Annotated in this window: 13 protein-coding genes; 3 read left to right on the forward strand and 10 right to left on the reverse strand. The window is 46.3% G+C overall.

The window, feature by feature from the left end:
* Positions 1–322: 322 nt before the first annotated feature.
* The 8 genes from J2Z66_RS27240 to J2Z66_RS27275 form a co-directional block, all read right to left on the reverse strand.
* Entirely contained in the window at positions 323–1,435 is a 1,113-nt protein-coding gene (locus tag J2Z66_RS27240) for an AAA family ATPase (protein WP_245375877.1), read from the reverse strand.
* Between the two features lie 32 nt (positions 1,436–1,467).
* Positions 1,468–2,514 (reverse strand): aliphatic amidase, encoded by a 1,047-nt coding sequence (locus J2Z66_RS27245; protein ID WP_209975908.1) that lies wholly within the window; start codon positions 2,512–2,514, stop codon positions 1,468–1,470.
* A complete protein-coding gene (locus J2Z66_RS27250) occupies positions 2,486–2,644 on the reverse strand; it encodes a hypothetical protein (protein WP_209975909.1) in 159 nt (52 codons plus the stop codon). Before J2Z66_RS27250 ends, J2Z66_RS27245 begins: the two co-directional genes overlap by 29 nt.
* 19 nt (positions 2,645–2,663) lie before the next feature.
* Entirely contained in the window at positions 2,664–3,521 is an 858-nt protein-coding gene (locus J2Z66_RS27255; RefSeq protein WP_209975910.1) for an amidohydrolase family protein, read from the reverse strand.
* Positions 3,518–4,828: a neutral/alkaline non-lysosomal ceramidase N-terminal domain-containing protein gene (locus J2Z66_RS27260; RefSeq protein WP_209975911.1), complete on the reverse strand. Its 1,311-nt coding sequence runs from the start codon at positions 4,826–4,828 to the stop codon at positions 3,518–3,520. The genes J2Z66_RS27255 and J2Z66_RS27260 overlap by 4 nt, the downstream gene beginning before the upstream one ends.
* 21 nt (positions 4,829–4,849) lie before the next feature.
* Positions 4,850–5,653, reverse strand: coding sequence for a M55 family metallopeptidase (locus tag J2Z66_RS27265; protein WP_209975912.1), 804 nt, complete (start codon positions 5,651–5,653; stop codon positions 4,850–4,852).
* A gap of 403 nt (positions 5,654–6,056) precedes the next feature.
* The gene (locus J2Z66_RS27270) at positions 6,057–6,377 is read right to left on the reverse strand and encodes a type II toxin-antitoxin system PemK/MazF family toxin (protein WP_209975913.1); all 321 of its coding nucleotides are present in this window, start codon (positions 6,375–6,377) and stop codon (positions 6,057–6,059) included.
* Positions 6,374–6,637: an AbrB/MazE/SpoVT family DNA-binding domain-containing protein gene (locus J2Z66_RS27275; protein WP_209976041.1), complete on the reverse strand. Its 264-nt coding sequence runs from the start codon at positions 6,635–6,637 to the stop codon at positions 6,374–6,376. The genes J2Z66_RS27270 and J2Z66_RS27275 overlap by 4 nt, the downstream gene beginning before the upstream one ends.
* A gap of 294 nt (positions 6,638–6,931) precedes the next feature.
* Between J2Z66_RS27275 and J2Z66_RS27280 the strand changes: the two genes are divergently transcribed.
* Positions 6,932–13,051, forward strand: a complete 6,120-nt coding sequence (locus tag J2Z66_RS27280) for a DUF4838 domain-containing protein (protein ID WP_209975914.1) — start codon at positions 6,932–6,934, stop codon at positions 13,049–13,051.
* Between the two features lie 1,176 nt (positions 13,052–14,227).
* On the opposite strand, the gene J2Z66_RS27285 is transcribed toward J2Z66_RS27280, so the two are convergent.
* Complete coding sequence (locus J2Z66_RS27285) at positions 14,228–15,094, reverse strand: sugar phosphate isomerase/epimerase family protein (protein ID WP_209975915.1); 867 nt, start codon at positions 15,092–15,094, stop codon at positions 14,228–14,230.
* A 396-nt stretch (positions 15,095–15,490) separates the two neighbouring features.
* On the opposite strand from J2Z66_RS27285, the gene J2Z66_RS27290 reads away from it, so the two are divergent.
* Both J2Z66_RS27290 and J2Z66_RS27295 read left to right on the forward strand, forming a co-directional pair.
* Positions 15,491–16,297 (forward strand): hypothetical protein, encoded by an 807-nt coding sequence (locus J2Z66_RS27290; protein WP_209975916.1) that lies wholly within the window; start codon positions 15,491–15,493, stop codon positions 16,295–16,297.
* A 221-nt stretch (positions 16,298–16,518) separates the two neighbouring features.
* Positions 16,519–17,130: a hypothetical protein gene (locus J2Z66_RS27295; RefSeq protein ID WP_209975917.1), complete on the forward strand. Its 612-nt coding sequence runs from the start codon at positions 16,519–16,521 to the stop codon at positions 17,128–17,130.
* Between the two features lie 403 nt (positions 17,131–17,533).
* Here the strand turns inward: J2Z66_RS27295 and J2Z66_RS27300 are convergent, their stop codons facing one another.
* Positions 17,534–17,887 carry a TFIIB-type zinc ribbon-containing protein gene (locus J2Z66_RS27300; RefSeq protein WP_209975918.1) on the reverse strand — a complete coding sequence of 118 codons (354 nt, stop codon included), beginning with the start codon at positions 17,885–17,887 and terminating at the stop codon, positions 17,534–17,536.
* Between the last annotated feature and the right edge of the window lie 91 nt (positions 17,888–17,978).

The following is a 17,978-nucleotide window of genomic DNA, read 5'->3' on the forward strand; positions in this document are numbered from 1 at the left end:
TTCAGCGTGCGGGCAAATTGCTTGGCATCAAAGTTGGCGCCAAAGTCCGGAATATTGGGCAGCGTATGAAAATCCAGGTGCACAGCCCGTTTAATCAGTCTCATGAAATAACCTCCTGGAATAAATAAAATGTATTGTCTTCTCGACTATCATTATATATAATACAATGAAATTATATATGATAATCAAGTTAACTTCAACATATAAATATGTGCTTTTCCCACACCTTCCCACAACGTAAAATAGGCCCTTGCTCCATAACGGAACATGAGCCTGATTACCTCGATTTAGATCGGTTTAGATCAACTTAATTCTACTTAATTCAACTTAAATCATCATTATTTGAAACTTCTACAAAAGAAAGCCGGGACTCACCGCCCCTTCTTTCCACCTTGTAAGTAACAGCATGCTCCTTGTCCGGTCTGCGAATCAGCCTATCCGCCAGAGGAACCTCCACATATTTTCTCAGTGCCCGTTTCATCGCCCGCCCGCCGTAACGCTTATCATAGCCTTCCTCCATCAGAAAGCTGACCGCCGACTCCTGCAAAAGCAATTGACAATGATGCTTGCCCAGCCTGACCAACATTTGCTGCATTAGCTTGTCGATCATCCGGTTCATAGTAGTCTTGCGCAGCCACTCGAAAATGATCATATCATCCATACGATTCAAATATTCCGGAGGAAAGGTGCGTTCCAGCTTTTTCTTCATCAGCTTTTCGAGCAGGGGCTCCATGTTGCTATTTCCCCAATTTTTCGGCTGCATGTAATGAGTCAATCTTTGAAATAAGTAGGAAAAACGCCGATCCGTAAACTGGAATATTTCCCGCGCCCCCAGGTTGCTTGTCATAAAAATCATCGTATTCTTGAAATCAATGACATCGCTTCCCGAAGACATCCTCATCAGCCCGTTATCAAAAACATTGAGCAGCGCCTGAATCACCTGATGGCTGGCTTTTTCAATTTCATCGAACAAAATAATACCCGGGCGGCTGTAGGTGCCTTCGATCTTTTCTTTATCCAGCACGGATGCGCCCTCCTTGCTCCCTACATAGCCCGGAGGAGCGCCTGTCAAAGCGGCTGCATAATGCTCCAGTGATAAGGTATTCATATCCACCCGGCAGAAATGGTTGCGGTCTCCGTAGATAGCCTCTGCCAGAACTTTCACGATTTCAGTTTTCCCGACACCTGTAGGCCCCAGGAATAAACCTATGTAGAGCGGCTTTTCCGGATCGGAAATCTCGGCCTTCACTACCATCAGCATATGCTCCATAGCTTCAAGCGCCCGTTCTTGTCCGTAGATACTAGCCCTCAGCTTCTCCATCACATCTTGAACGTCAAATTTGTACCGCGAAGCGGCGGCCGTCCTGCGCTCTCTTTCATCCCGCTCGCGATGATTGTCCTGGACAGCCCGCAGCTTGTCGTTGATAAAAGGCATGTGCATCCCCCGCCAGCCGGATTATTTAGTGCTTATTTGCCGCTCTCCATCTCTTTGCCCTCATGGGGGATGCCTTCGATCTCACATTCTGCGGTACCTACCGTGCTGCGGGTAATTTTCTCGACATTCTCGCGCGCCTTCTCAGCATCCAGCACCCAGGTCCGGTAGAAATCAAATGGACATTCTGCGATGCCCCTGTCTCCTTCTCCCGAGTTGATTAAGCCAGTGTAGCCGCGGTGCAGCAGCTTAAACAGATGATTCTGCGATTGCCCGTTCTTTCTGGCATCCCGAATCTGGGAGACGGAGAGCTCCGCATATTGAATGCCATAGTCTTCTTCTGCACATTCCCCAAGCGTCCTGCCATCAAACCCGATAATGGCGGAATGGCCAAAATAAGAATAAACGCCATCAAAGCCGGTAGCATTGGCTACGGCAACATAGGAATTATTAGCCCAAGCCATAGCTTTGGCCATAATAATCTGCTGCTCTTTGGAAGGGTACATGTATCCCTGGCATCTGACGATCAATTCAGCGCCTTTCATCGCACAATCCCGCCAAATTTCCGGATAATTTCCGTCATCACACACAATCAGGCTGATCATCAAGCCCTTGGGACCTTCCGAAACATAAGTGGTATCTCCTGGATACCAGCCTTCGATTGGACACCAGGGAATACACTTGCGGTATTTTTGTACAATTTGGCCTTTATTGTTGATTAGAATGAGCGTGTTGTAAGGCGCTTTATTAGGATGCTCGGCATGCCGTTCCCCGGTAATGGAAAATACACCCCATGTATTCGCTTCGATGCAGGCTGCCGAGAAAATCGCCGTTTCCTCTCCGGGAATAGCAGCAGCCGTATCATACATTTCCTGCTCATCATACATAATGCCCATCGTGCTGTATTCCGGGAAAATGACCAAATTCATCCCTGGAAGACCCTTCTTCATGCCGACTACCATATCCTTAATCCGGTGGCAATTATCGAGAACCTCTTCCCTTGTGTGCAAACGGGGCATTTTGTAGTTGACCACCGCTACCCCTACCGTGTCGTTACTGCTTGAAATATCGCCATGTCTCATAATAGTTCGCTCCTTCTTCAAACTGTATTTTTTGGACACTATCGATCTCATCTTTCGTACGACTGACCCGGTTGTATACATCATTTAGAGGCTTGGCAAACAGCAGCATGGCAGCATCAACATTAAACATCAACATCAAAGATCAAAGATCAAAGAGGTACAAGCCTCAGTGAATTGCCTGCGTACACTTTATCCAGCACATCTGCCGGAAGCTCCAGGGAGTTAAGAAAGCCTTGCAAATTATTATCCCAGTCATCTCTGCCATACAGAATACGATCCTGGAATTCCAAAATAAACTCTTTACTGAATGCCGCATCCCGCTTCAAAGCATTTAAGCCCGAGCCTGCGGACAAGTCGCAGTACAGGTTCTCATAATTACGCATCAGCTCCGTTACTTTGCCTCCTGGAAGGACAGGACCCTTCGGATACGACTGCTCCTTATAAAGCTCATCGCCGGAAATATGTGCCCAGAAGCCAGGACCATGTCCCAGGAACACCGTATCCCCGCATTGCTTGATCGCCCGTTCGAAAGCATCAATGCCACCTCCATACCAGTAGCCTGGAGTTGCATATGGACCTCCTTCGCCGATACCATAATTGACCTCGACGATAACTGGCAGCCCTCTTGTTCCGCAATAACGGAACATGCTTACAGCATCCGGATTATCGTACATCATCCGCAGCATAACCTCACCATATACACGTACTCCATAGGACTCGATTGCTGCTTCCAGCTTCTTGATCGCATACGGCTTACGTGGATCGGGGGCATACCCCAGCACGAATTTATCCGGGTGCTTCTCTACACAGGCCAGGCAATTGGTGAAGGGAATCGGACCGGACTCGTTGCCCCAGGTCAGGCGGTGATACTCCGGTGAATATTCAAATTCGGGAGTCTCCAGTGTGAGCAGCCAGGTCCGGTCAATATTGCAGGCTTTCATATTTTCGAGAATTTTCTCGCAAGTCATGTTGAGGTAGTTGGGGTGATTGTGGGAATCAATAATCATTTGTGAGTAGCGCCTCTCTTCTCTCCCTGTACCAACAGGTTTATACTGTCCTTAATTTTGGATTCCGTAGATGGAGCGAAATAAGAAGACTTGCCAAAATAATAATAAGAACCCGTGGCTTCATATCCACCCTCAACAAGCTGCTGGGCAGTGGAAACGTAGCCAACCATCCCATTGCTGTAACCTAACGGAAGAACAGCTCCTCCGGATTGCTCCTTGGTAAACAGACCATACTCCATAACCATTTCACCGTTCATCGCCAAAAGGGATAGCCCCTCAGCTATATCCAGCCGGACGATGTCGAGCGGAATCGAAGCCGTGACAAGCTCCGGCTGCTCAAGCATCTGCTGAGCCCATTTCCTTGTACCTTCCTCGCCCGTTCTTTGCAAGCTTTCCAGCTCCTCCCGGGTAGGCAAGTGCGCTAAATCCAGCGGCAGCAATATTCTTTCTCCGGCTAATGCACAGGGCTCAAGCTGCTCCAGCGGCCTGTTCAGCACTTCAAAAACAGCCTCAGCCAGCAAATCGGCCCGCTCATTCACTTCTTTCACGCTTCCGCCGAAAAATCTTCCCTCGTCATTGATTAGAGCAGGGCGAACATCGCCTGTGCAGCCCTGCAGGAATAATGCCGGAGCCTCATCTCCTAACGCCGACTCCACACTCCTCATCGCTGCTCCGCAATATTCAGCTGATAAATAGTTGTCGGGGGTCACAGTCGGATGACATGTAAAGTGAACGAAGAGTGCTTTCGTGCCGCTGCTGGCATCCTTGAAACGAATAACCGTCACTTCCTGGTCGTTAGGTCCCTCCGGGTTAGGCAGCATCACGATTTGCCCGTCAACCATTTTCCGGCGGTGAATGCCGATTTGGCATTCACCGTTCCCCCGTTCAACTGTCACTGGCTCAACATTAGATGCTGCTGTTCTCACGCCAGTGAGCAGCTTATGCTCAAGCCCTTTCAAGTAAGCGTCGTCACAAAGCCCAGTCTGCGGAAAGCGATGGGAGGTTTGCGGTCCGGAATGACTATGGGACGCACTCAGAATGACATGCTCCGCCCTTAGTCCCCACTCTGCTGCCAATTTGCTGCGAATACGCGGCATCTGCTCTGGTCCCCACCACAACAAGTCCGCTGACACCACGAGCAGCCTTTGCTTCTTTTCCTCCCCTTCCCACTGTTCAAAAAGAGCAATTCTCGCATAAATAGGAGTGCGGACTCCTTCATATGGACCCTTGCGGCTGCTATAGCCAGCCAGCGGGATCGGGTTTTCCGGGGTGATATCTACCTTTGCCGTACCTAATAACAGCTTCATCGCTTGACCCTACTTTCCATCCTACATATTTAATAATGTAATAATATCGTCGGGATGCTCACAAATCTTCGTATGTGCTGGTGTTCTCCCATCGCTGCGGTAACGGACTTCCTTCGTAAAGGGAGCCTTGACATCAAGAAGAGTGAACTGCTCAGGGCTTTGAATAAATCTCCGCAGTGCTTTCTCTGCACCCTCCCGGATCAGGAGTCTGGCTTTCTCAGGATGTATATGTATCGCTCCATTGTTCCGTTCCCGATATCCCTCACAATCATATTCATCGCCGCTGCCCGGCATCAAGCCTTTTTTCACACTGACGGTTTCAATGCCCGGCACAAGGGCGGATGCTTCCTTCACAAAAGCTTCATCCCCGGCTCCAAAAATCGATCTTACACCCAGAAAGGCGCCTAACATCGCAAATTGCCCAAACTCTCCTACCGAAGTGCCATTGATTTGATAATCGAGCACATTGAACCAGCCGGTATGGGCAAGATGTGCATATTCAGCCCCGGCCTTGGCATGCTGCCCCACCCAGGCAATCGCATCATAAGTCTCGTCCAGCATAAAAGGGTACGGACCCGGCAGCGCTCCTCTTACGTAGCTGACGCGATTGTCCAGCAGCAGCTGGTTGATCCCGCCGTAACCGTGCCCGTCAATTACGACGATTTCATCGGCCCCCGCAGCAAAAAATCCCTCAACAGCGGCATTAATCTCCCGCGTCAGCAGTTCTTTGCCTGCTTCATAATACCTGCCCTCCGGAGTAACCCATATGTCATGACTGGCAACCCCGCATACGCCTTCCATATCAGTCATCAAATAAATTTTCACTTTGTTTATGCCTCCTGAAAATCATCTCAAGCATCTTATTCGCATCCATTCTCCTTCAGCATTCGTCAGGCGTAAGGGAGAGAGCACACGATAGTTCTATCTTAAAAGATTACCAGAAAAAAACACGTCAAAACCGAAACAGAAGAAGTCACTTTTTTACCTTACATGCCTATTACATATACTTATTTGCAGATTGCAAAAATAATGATGATTTCCTCCTTACTGGCTCCGATTAGCAGGGTTTAACAACCTGCAAAAGAACCCTTACATCGTAAGGGCTCTTTTTGTGCCTGCTTGATTGTATCCTCATATTGCTTGAGAATTATCTCTACATTGTGATTACTCATAAGCTGCTGAACCACGAACACCCACTTCAAAGGACAGAGCTCAAGGCGTTTTTCTCTCATGCTAAGATGGATCGCGTATTACGAAGAATTCCTTTCATAAAATCGGAATCGATGGGAACGCTTCCAACAACTTTGATTTTTCGCTTTTCCACCTCCAAACTTTTCAACTGGTCCGTTAGGACCACGCCAGTAAATGGAAGTCCCTCTGGCAGCGGTATTTCAAAGGCGTAGCCCTTAGCTTGGTTAGTAATCGGACACACAAACGCAAAACCCGTCAGATCATTAAAATCTGCTTCAGACAGTATGATAGCGGGACGGCGGCCAGCCTGGGGGTCGAAGTCCAGCCAAACCAGGTCGCCGCGAGCTAAGATCGTCAAATGATTTCGTCTCCTTCAATACCGAGGTTGATTTCTTCATGTCGAGGTGACTCTGGCTTGATTTTTGAGAGAACCATTTTCATATGGGCACGTAATTCCTCATTCGACTCTAAGGGTTTCTCTGCGATTCTAAGCACAATATCGTTTTCTGGCGTCATCATGATCTCCATTTCCGCACCCTCTTCCAGGTTTAGACGCTTCAGGAATTGATTCGGAATACGAATAGCACTGCTGTTGCCGCAAAAGCGTGGCCTGTATATGCCCTTTTAGCCTGATTACCCTTATTCCGATGGCTACCTATACTGCATGGCTCTCCGTGCTTCAATATTTGCACGATAAAAATTATTATATATAATATAAAAAATAAGATATATATTGATTTATATTTTATTTTCATGTTAGTATATACACTGTATCATTAAAAAATATAAAAACTGGAGGGGATGAGATTATTTGGATAACGCTATAATTATCATTATTAAAATGACAACAAAATTGATAGCGTTTTCATGAATTTAAGCTCCGATAAATCTGATAGACAGGAGATGAACGATTTGTTGAAAAAGCCGATTTCATTCATATGTTGTTTTATTCTCGTACTATCCATGTTTCAAAACCTTGCTTTTGCAGCCCCCGAGGCTGAAAGTTCTGGAGCGTCTACAGATATTCCCGATTTTCTGGTTGGCGTGCCTGAGAACGATTGGGTAAAGTTTGAAGAGGACGAATTCATTCTTTATGATCCTGCAGTAATCGTCGATGACACGAAGGCAACGAATCAGAAGGCTGCGCAACTAGCCGGCAATAAAGTTGATTGGGCGATACAGCTGCATAGAGCTAGCCTCCCTCAAGAAGGCCAGTGGGAGATCTACGCCAATGTGCGCATAGATCCAGGCATGGCAACGGATGGCGATGCATTTACCACTGGTCATGTTTCAATTGATCTAAATGGTCAGGTACATTCAGAAATAAATAATTCAAGTCTTTCTACCTATTCAGACGGGGAATACCATTATGTGAAATTCCCGTGGATCTATGAATTTGATCCAAATAAGAACGTTCAATATTATTTCTTGGCGAGTTTAGCAGCCAATTTATATGTGGATCAAATAATTTTGGTCAAAAAAGCGTCTGAAGAACCGGAAGAGCTTCCGGATTTCCTGGTTGACGTGCCTGAGAGCGACTGGGTGAAGTTCGAAGAGGATGAATTAATTCTCTATGATCCAGCGATAATTGTCGATGACACGAAGGCAACGAATCAGAAGGCTGCGCAACTAGCCGGAAATAAAATAGATTGGGCGATACAGCTACATAGAGCTAACCTCCCTAAGGAAGGCCAGTGGAAAATTTATGCGCATATGCGGATTGATCGTGGATCAGCAAACGCAGGCAATGCATTTAACTATGGGATAATATATCCTCCCGATGTGTATAAGGCATCGATGAAATTTTCATCCTATGAGGATGAGGAATATCATTATGTTGAATTCCCATGGCTATATGAATTTGATCCGAATCTAGCCTATCAATACGTGTGGTTTTCTACGGACGGCACTTCAATTGAAAACTTGTATGTGGATCATATAATTGCAGTCAAACATACACCAGAAGAACAGCTTCCGGATTTTTTGGCCGGTGTGCCGAAAAGTAATTGGCTGAAAATAGAAGAGGATCAATTTGTTATTGATAGTCCAGCAGAAATTATCGTTGATCAGGAGGCCGCGAATCAAAAGTCTGTACGAATAGCCGGTAATATTGAAGATCGGGTCATACAGGTGCCGAGATCAGCGCTGCCTACTGAAGGCCAGTGGAAAATTTATGCCAATGTACGGATTGAACGCGGAACGTCGCAAATTGGAGATCCGTTATTAAACTACGGAATATCTTCGTCGAATCCACAGTCGAGACAAATGAATCTTACGGCCTCTACGGATGAGGAGTATCATTACATCCAATTCCCATGGATATATGAATATAATTCAAATGAGGAGTTCCAATCGATTTGGTTCTCTACTCAAGGCGCTACAATTAACAACCTGTATGTAGATCAGATTATCGCTGTCAAATTTGAGCCTGAAGTGCCTGTAGAAAAACCGGATTTTCTTAACGGCGTGCCCGAGAACGATTGGGTAAACATGGAGGAGGATCAATTCCAACTGGCAGATCCGGCTGAAGTCGTCAGTGACGCGAACACATGGAATCAAAGTGCAGTTAAGCTGTCCGGAAATACGAACATCCAGGCGATTAGGCTGCCCGCACTGGCATTGCCTTCCGCGGGGAAATGGAAGCTGTATGCCAATGTTCGCACCGAGACGGGATTAACGTCTGGCACAAAGGCATTCCAAGTCGGCATCTATCCTTCTGAGTCAATCGGAACGCCGATCAGCCGAGCGCCTCTGTCCGACGGCGAGTATCATTACGTCGAAGTACCTTGGATTTATGATGCCGATCCACAAGCAGAGGCGCAATATTTGTATTTCAATACGGAAGGCGCTTTCATCGAAAATTTGTACGTAGACCGGATTATCGCCGTAAAATATGAAGAAAACGAAACGGAGTCCGTAACGATTGTGGATAACGGCACGGTCCATGCCGTCATTGTTTATCCCGAACAAGCAGATCAGCAAATAGTTAAGGCAGCGCTTACCTTGCAAAATTATATCGAACGATCGACAGGTGCCAAACTGCCCGTGATGTCCCGCGATTGGGCGTTGACAGACCCGAACGGAGTCGCTCGCATCAATGTAGGCTACAGCATGGAGGCTCGTCATCGGGATCTGCTTGATCCGATGAAGGATGATGGTTTTATCATCGATACGCAAAACTCATCAATTACGATTATCGGGCCTATGGAGTGGGGAACGGAATTCGGCGTCTATCGCTTCTTGGAACAGTTTGCGGGCGCTGTCTGGCTCCTGCCGGGTCCTGATGGCGATGATGTAGTCCAGCAACGCACGATTACTGTGCCAGTGGGACTTATTCAAGACGAGCCGGCGGTTATCGCGCGTCATTTCTTCGGCACGGACGAATCATATGGCCTGCATATTTATGCCGAATGGGCTCGACGCAATGGCATGCATGACAGCTTGAGCTTCCATCATAACTTAAGTACGTTGTTTGATCCTAACGTATTCAGCGACCATCCAGAATATTATCCAGGCGGAGTACTGCCAACGCATCCTTATGAATGGCAGCCTTGTTTCAACGATGCCACTGCATCAGCAGCGGTGGACCGCATCGTACAATACTTCGAGAATAATCCGAAAGCGATCTCCTATTCGCTCGGGACGAACGACAGCATTAACTATTGCGAGGCAAATCCGAATCATCCAAATTATCCAAATAAGACTAACTCAATGGGCCGAGTCGATATGTCCAATATTTACTACGCTTGGGTCAACAAAGTGGCGGAAGGCGTTACGGAATACGATAACGGGAAGTTTTCGGATAAATATTTCGGGCTGCTCGCCTATTTGAACGTTATTGATCCTCCGACAGGGTTCACCTTGCATGAGAATGTCGTTCCGTATATTACGGTTGATCGCATGATATGGGGAGATGACGATGCGAAGGCGGCGGATCATGCCTTAACCGAAGCTTGGACGGCGGTCGCATCCAATATCGGATTTTACGATTATATTTACGGCTCCTTATATCATGTGCCTCGAATCTATATGCATACGATGGCAGATGTGTATCAATACGCGAGCAATAACAAAGTCATCGGACATGTCGGGGAGCTGTTCCCTAACTTCGGAGGAGAAGGTCCGAAACCTTGGGTTATGGCCAAGCTGCAATGGGATCCAAATCAAGATGTAGACGAGTTGATGCACGAATGGTTCGTGAGAGCCGTGGGCGAGGATGCTGCTCCTTATATGGCTGAATACTACGCCATCTGGGAAAATTTCTGGACCCAACGCATTTTCGAGACAGATTGGTATTTGGATTGGGCGAATCAGGATGTCAGGACAAATTTCCTACCTTTTCACGACTATCGTTATCTTGGAGACGTAACGGAGGAAGAACTAACAACGGCGCGCGCATTGATGGAACAGGCAGTCGATAAGGCAACTGCAGGAAAGCAAAAGGTTCGAGCGGAGCTGATGATGCTGTCGTTCGAATACTATGAAGCAACGGCGCTTTCCTTTCCGAGAACTTCGGCTGCAGTGCCGGCCGATGAAGATGAAGCTTGGCACGATCTAGCGTTCATCAAGAACAGCTATGCGTATGCAAAGAAACGCATAGAGCTACGCGAGTCGTTCAGAGGCGATCCCATCTTGGAAATGTCGGATTATTTAGACGCGGCGAAGTGGGATGGCATTCAATTCAAGATGATCGACGCTTTGCTTCAGTATTTAAATAACAATCCCGGGGTTGCCGACGTAGCTAAAGAGTTGAATTCCTTCTTGGAACAGATCAGCTATAAGGAATACAGCGCAATGGCGGTTAAAACTTCGGCAAGCAAGCAGGACATCTTAAACTCGCTCGATTTCGCTTCCGGTCCTTGGACGGATGCCGAACCATTTTCTGATTTCCTTGTGATGAGTCAGCGTACGCCTCCTCCGGTTGACACCCATGTGTATTTGCTGTGGGACGAGGATTACTTATATGTCGGTTATGAGAATATAGATAGCGAAATCATGACAGATAAAGTGAAGATCAGCAATGAAATTGTCAACGGCTGGTGGAAGAGCGGGGGAGACGATTCAGTCGAAACCTTCATCGCGAAAGATAACGCAAGCGCTTATTATGGCTATATGACGAATCCGCTCGCCAAGAATTTGATCTATCATTTGGAGCCTCAGTCGAGTCCGGCGTTTCAATCGAAGCTGGGCATCGAGAGCAATGCCGCAATTGATCAAGATCGCTGGAACGTGGTGCAAGCCATTCCTTTCGACATGATCGGCGTCAACCCTAATGAAACAAAAAACTTGCTGGGTCATTTCTTCCGGAATTATCACGGTCATTCGGTGTTTATCGGTTGGGCGGGAAGCCAGCCTTGGCGCGCCGATCAGTTCCATACGATTTATTTGCAGCAAGATACCCCTCCGATCTTGACGCATGCTGAAACGCCTGCAATCACGACACAGCCGCAAGATCGAACGGTAAACAATGGAGCCAGCGTTACGTTGACGGTAAACGCCAGTGTTAGTCAAGGAACGCTAAGCTATCAGTGGTACAGCAACTCGTCTAATAGCACAGATGGCGGCACAGCCATTGATGGAGCGATTCAAGCATCATATCAAGTACCGACAGCAAGCTCTGGAGTCAAGTACTACTATGTGATCTTAACGAATACGGATGACAGCGCAACGGGCAATACGACCGCAACGGCCGTCAGCAGCATCGCGAAAGTGACGATCAATGCCGTATCCGGCTCAGGAAATACTACAACGACGGAACAGACGAAACCGGAAACGTCTAACAACGAGATAGAGATCAGCGTTAACGGCAAATCGGAAAGATTGGGAACGGCAACGACCGCGAACCAGAATGGTCAAACCGTTATCACGGTAGTTGTCGATCAGGACAAACTGGAAAGCAAGCTTGCTTCGGAAGATCAACAGATAAAAGTAACGATTCCGGTACAAGCTAATGCCGGTGCGGTGATTGTTAAACTCAATGGTAAATCGATTAAGCATCTGGAGAACAAACAAGCGACTATAGAGATCCAAACCGAGCGCGGAACGTATACGTTGTCTGCGCAGCAAATCGGCATGGATGCGATAGCAGCTCAGTTAGGCCAATCGGTTTCCCTGAAAGACATCTGGATTCAGATAGAAATCGCCGCTTCAACAGCCGACATGACCCGACTGATTGAAAGTGCAGCGAACCAAGGACTATTCGAAATCGTCGTTCCGCCGATCAATTTTACCGTCAAATACAGTTATGGGGATACGACGTATGAAGTTACGAACTTCAATAGGTATGTGGAGCGTATGATCGTCATTCCGGATAATGTTGACCCCGACAACGTCACGACGGCTATCGTTGTTGAAGCAGACGGAGCAGCGCGTCATGTTCCGACCACAATCGTGCGCATTGACGGTAAATACTATGCGAAAGTAAGCAGTTTGACCAACAGCACGTACGCACTGATCAAAAATTCGATTGTATTCCGCGATACGCCGAATCATTGGGCAGAAGCAGCCATTCAAGACGTCGGTTCGCGCATGATCATTAACGGAATCGGCGATCAGCTGTTCGATCCCAACCGAGAGATTACGCGGGCCGAATTTGCCGCAATCGTTGTTCGCGGTTTGGGAATCAAGCCGGACAATAGTACATCGGCATTCTCCGATGTGAAATCGACGGATTGGTATGCAAGCGTCGTTCGTGCAGCTGTCTCTTACGGCTTGATGAATGGACTCGAAGACGGAACTTTCCGGCCAAATGACCGCATCACTCGCGAACAAGCAATGACTGTAATTGCCAGAGCGATGTCGATCACCAACTTGAAAGCGAAGCTCGAGTCTAAGACACCGGAGGAGAAGCTCAAGCCCTATCAAGATGCTGACACCGTTGCCCAATGGGCGAAGATCAGTATCGCCGAATGTATCGAAGCAGGTATCGTATCCGGCAGAAGCAGCAGCATCCTAGCCCCCAAAGCATCTATGACAAGGGCTGAGGTCGCCGTGATCATTCAAAAACTGCTGCAAAAATCAGAACTGATCTAACTATAAGTCAACAGGAAACGGCAGACATCCTACCATTCAGGCGGGTGTCTGCCGTTTTCATTGGAACAATGCGGTTGGAATCATTCTATAACCCTATCTTTCACAAGCATTTCAGACTGGAACTTGGCACGCATATATCAAAGCTAACGGGCAGGATAACTCAATTGATTCTCTTTCTCTGCTTACTGTTTTACAAAATAAATTTTATCTACATACACCGCAAACACGTTTGATGAATTATCTGCTGGCCAGATATAAGCGTATTGATTGTTGGTTCGCGTCGTAATTCAAGTCATCGGCATATTTAATTTTAACTACCGCGTAGAGATCGTAAGTTCCACAGGGAACAATTTGGTTTTTATTCCAAGACCATTGAATATCCCTTCCATTAGTAGCTCCTATAATCTTAAAAGCTGTTTTTCCGTCCAATGCTGATACGTCGGAATTATTTTTACTAGCTCCGCTACAGTTAATGCTATTCTTGATTTGGTTGTAAATGAAAATTTAAAAATAGACGGTTTAGAAATTGGTTCTGCTTTGGGTATGAAGTATATTGGAAAATTTGATTCTGAATGAAATTAATTACTTACTTATGGAATTAATATTTTCGACTAACGAACAACTCCGATTGTCTGGAGGACGTTTACTTGTGGGAGGTGGACAAAATGCGGGACGCAGGTCAAAATAGCTGTACTGGCATCAATGCAAATAAACTTGTTAAGAAAAGATGGTGGCCCTTTTGAAAAGAGTCTTATTTTCCATAGGCATGTCATCAATGATCATTATGGGAGGTTCGTTTCTAATTCGGCTTTTTCGAGATGGGGATTTTCGCAGTGTTGAAGGTACAGCTGCTCTTGTTGGTATTTTACTATTTACGGGTAGTTTTTTTGTTAAAGGTGGAGGAAAGACGGGTCCTTCTTGATAAAGGAGTATAGGGTTAAAATGTTTGGATTGTGTTAATTGTAAAAATTACAAATTTCCTTTGTGATCACTATCCCTTTCGGTCAGGAAACAGACGCCCGCTGGCTGTCTGTTGGGAAGGGCTTGTTCTGACCTTTATAGCTGAAAGAGGGAAGAGCTGCCCTGAACCCACAGCCCTTCCCTCCCCACGCGCCCAAATCTCGAACAAGTACCATCAAAGGACGCCGCAAGGTGTCTTTTGAACTTAGCCGGTATTTACGCTTCTTCCCACAGCCGGCGCACATTCGCCAGGTTAATACGGGAAGCAAGCAAGCAGTCTTCTTGTCCTTCAAACTCAATTGACAAATGACCATCATATCCAGCTTCCTTCAGCACGCGAACCGTCGCCGCAAGATCAAGGTCGCCGTAACCGCAGATTGCGCCGCGCAGCCAATAGCCGCCTGCACTTGGGAACCAGCCTTCACCTGGCTGCTTGCTGGAAAGACGGCGGTAGAAGTCCTTAAAGTGAACGAACGAAGCAATTTCTACATTACGCTTAACGCCAAGCAGAGGATCTTCATCGGCACACCAGAAGTTGCCTACATCAAGAGTCGTGCGGAAATTCTCGCGGTCCACCACTTTTACCAGACGGTTTACCCGTTCGCTCGCCTGAATATAGTAGCCGTGATTCTCAACACTGGTCATAATGCCGAACTGTGCGGCATAATCAGCCACTGCACGGCATCCTGCCGTCAACACAGGTAAATCCGACTCAAAGCGGCTCAGTGAGCGGTCTTCATCAATTGCCGCATACGCAACGTCAAAACGCATATTACGTACACCCAGCTTTGACGCGATATCCACATGCAGCTTGACCCGATCAATCTCCTGCTGCTGAGCCTCCGCTCCATCCTGCAGGAAATTCGCTCCGATTAAGTATCCGGAAAGCTCTATGCCCGCCTGTTCGGCAGCATCCCGGATCTGCCCAATCAATTCTGGGGTTTCAATTAAATCATATCCTGCTGGCACGATTTCAATATGTTCTCCACCATGCTCGGCAACCCATTTCACAGCATCTACAATGGTCAATCTTCCATCTGCTATCGCCTGATATAAACTGTAAGAACTTAGTCCCAACTTCATAATAAATACCTCCAGACCTCATAAGGCCGCTAATTTTCGTAAATAACAACCTCAAGATACCACATTACGATTAGTGAAGGAATGAATATTATAGCTAAGTACATGGACTATACGTTCAATACATATTTATCCAAGGGTTTCTAGCCCTCAAAAATAGATTCAACCATTATTTAACAACATTTTTAAAATATCATCAATAATTAACTCGTTTGCTTTGGTTCACACTTTACAACTATTGACACCTCCAAAGATGTGGGGTATAGTAGACAAAAATAATCGAATCTGTACCACTTACGATGGAAGCACCCGTAAGAATAGGCGAATAATGCCTTTCTTGCAGGTGCTTTTTTGCTGTGCAGATTCCGACTACAAGCTTGGAGGAGGAACATGATGAAGATGGATAAAAGGATAGTGGTATTGCTTTTTTCGCTTACGCTCATGGTGACTGCTTTCGTGCCAACGGCTGCTGCAATCGAATTTACGGCAGCGGTCAAAACAGCCCTCGACAAAACGACAGCCGCCGCAAACAGCGCGACGGCTAGTAAAATTAACACACTGTATAGCGAGCTTATCACCTTGCAGACGCAGGATCGGAGTTGGGATGATAAAATTAAGGCCATTCATTACAAGAACGAAGAGGCCATCATCCTGCTGCGCAAACAAATCAAACTAATTGATGCGGAGAAGCTGAGCAAGCTCGAGATCCAGGTCAATCAGACACGTGAACGCTACAAGCCCTTATTTGCCCTCAGCACCTCTATTAATCAACAAATTAAGACCGCCAAGTCTCTAAAAAACAAAAATCTGAATACCTTCCTGCAAGCCCAGGCAACTAGTATAAAAATCGCGGTTCAACTAGCCAGGCAGGATATAAAAGCAAAAGAGAGTGCGTTAAAATCAGCCAAAGACAGCACCGCCAAAACGATCAAACGCCTTCGCGGAATGCTGGCTGAGACCGATCCAATCCATGTACAAATCAAAGCCGAACGAAGCAAGATCACTGTTCCCAAAAAAAATATATCCACCGAATGGAAAAACTTTAACCAAGCTATCAAAAAAAGCAATGCAACAAGCTCGTTAAATTCCCTGACAAGTCTCGTAACCCATTCACGTCAAGTCAACGGATATAAGCAAAAAATCCATACACTGGAATTAAAAATCGGCGATATAATCATAGCCGCAAGAGCGCAGCTACCAAAGTGAAATCCGGTTTTGAAAAAAACTATCATTATAAAGAGTGTAGTGTAGGTTTCATAAGGAGCATTTTTATGCAAAAATAGGCCTTTTCGAGCACTATATCTACTATCAGCGACCTTTTTACTATAGTAATATGTACCCGCCTCTGATAAACTAGTAATCGGTAAAATATGCAAAGAATTGCATTACCACAATCTACTGGTCAAAAAGAATAGGAGTGTTACAATATGAAAAAATCATTATTTCTTTGGATAGCTCTCATCGTGATTATTGCAGGGTGCAGTACCCCATCAACTAAGGAAACAGGTGCCACCACTACTCCGTCAGCCTCCCCGGAAACAAATGTTACCGAATCTCCCTCCGCTTCGACCTCACCTTCCCCTGAAGTTAAAGAAACTGAAAAGCCAGAACAGTCTAAAGACAATAACGCCAAGGGTAAATCAAAGCTGAGCAAAAATGAGGAATTAGCGCTGGAATACGTCAATGTCTTCCTGAATGGCGAGGATAAAGAAGCCAAAGATAAATTTGTTAAAGATCATGTCGTTCCCGAGATTCAGCCGGTTTTTGAAATGGCGGCAGCGTTGGGCGGCGGACCAGCGGATCAAGGAGACAGCACCTACGTAAATCCGCTTGTTATGGAATCTGTTAACTATGATACCGATGGCGAGAAGGCAGAGGTCATACTCATTCAAGCGGATGAGGGCAAAGAATTGATGATCATGATTATCGAAGGAAAATTGGCTATGGCCTTTAACAACGAAAATAGTGGTTCTGAAATGATGGAGGGCTACGCGGATATCAGAGCCAAATTCAAAACGCCAGCCAAAGCAGAAAAGTAATTGAGGAAAGTCCCTTGCGGCGTCCTTTGAGGAGCGTCTTCGTGACGATAGTGCATGGAGGGAGGGAAGGACTGTGGACTCCAGCCGCTGTTAAAGATTTGTTCCCTGAATGGAATATAAAAGGTTGGAACAAATCTTTAAATGCGGACGCTACCGCTCTTCCACCCACAGCCCTTCCCTCTTTCTGCTATAATCGCACGAATCGCACGAACACGAAGCTCAAACGGACTGCCAGCAAGGTTTTTCTCTTGGTTGGAGGAGCCTCCTAGCGGACGAAGCGCTGCGGATGAATTATCTGAGAAGGAAATCTGCTACTTTAACGATGAAAATCATCGTTAAGTGAAAGATAAAGAGCTCTCCATTTTCTGTGGATGAGCTCCTTTTTTCTTTGTATTTCTACTATTTAAAATAAATCACTCAGTACATCAAGAACTGAATTTTTCTTTTTAGGTTTATGGTTTTTGTAATCATAGTCGCGATGCCCTGAAGATGTGGGATTCGTGGGGTACGTTTGATTTTTATCCGGATATTTCCCATCCCTGTCCCTGTCCCTGTCCCTATATTCTTCCCTATAGTCGTCTCTGTCTTTCTGATGCCATTCATTATACTCTTGGCGCACTTCACGCACATCTGTCATTAATTTATCCAGCTCTCCCCGGTCCAGCCAAACGCCTTTGCAATCGGGGCAAACATCAATGTGCACTCCGTTCTTCTCCACTTCTCTCATTCTCACATCATCACAAATGGGACATTTCATTGGAGCTCCTCCTCACAAATTCTCATAAAGTAATAATTAGTACTACGTCTCTGCTTCTTTGAGGTTTCTATTTGTTAAGAATCGTTGAATT

This window comes from Paenibacillus eucommiae (genome assembly GCF_017874215.1).
Taxonomy (GTDB): domain Bacteria; phylum Bacillota; class Bacilli; order Paenibacillales; family NBRC-103111; genus Paenibacillus_AI; species Paenibacillus_AI eucommiae.

Bases quoted from the DNA above. Each gene is read 5' to 3' on its own strand.
- J2Z66_RS27240 (WP_245375877.1), bottom strand. From the start codon at position 1,435: ATGCCTTTTATCAACGACAAGCTGCGGGCTGTCCAGGACAATCATCGC.
- J2Z66_RS27245 (WP_209975908.1), bottom strand. From the start codon at position 2,514: ATGAGACATGGCGATATTTCAAGCAGTAACGACACGGTAGGGGTAGCG.
- J2Z66_RS27250 (WP_209975909.1), bottom strand. From the start codon at position 2,644: ATGTTTAATGTTGATGCTGCCATGCTGCTGTTTGCCAAGCCTCTAAAT.
- J2Z66_RS27255 (WP_209975910.1), bottom strand. From the start codon at position 3,521: ATGATTATTGATTCCCACAATCACCCCAACTACCTCAACATGACTTGC.
- J2Z66_RS27260 (WP_209975911.1), bottom strand. From the start codon at position 4,828: ATGAAGCTGTTATTAGGTACGGCAAAGGTAGATATCACCCCGGAAAAC.
- J2Z66_RS27285 (WP_209975915.1), bottom strand. From the start codon at position 15,094: ATGAAGTTGGGACTAAGTTCTTACAGTTTATATCAGGCGATAGCAGAT.
- J2Z66_RS27290 (WP_209975916.1), top strand. From the start codon at position 15,491: ATGGATAAAAGGATAGTGGTATTGCTTTTTTCGCTTACGCTCATGGTG.
- J2Z66_RS27295 (WP_209975917.1), top strand. From the start codon at position 16,519: ATGAAAAAATCATTATTTCTTTGGATAGCTCTCATCGTGATTATTGCA.
- J2Z66_RS27300 (WP_209975918.1), bottom strand. From the start codon at position 17,887: ATGAAATGTCCCATTTGTGATGATGTGAGAATGAGAGAAGTGGAGAAG.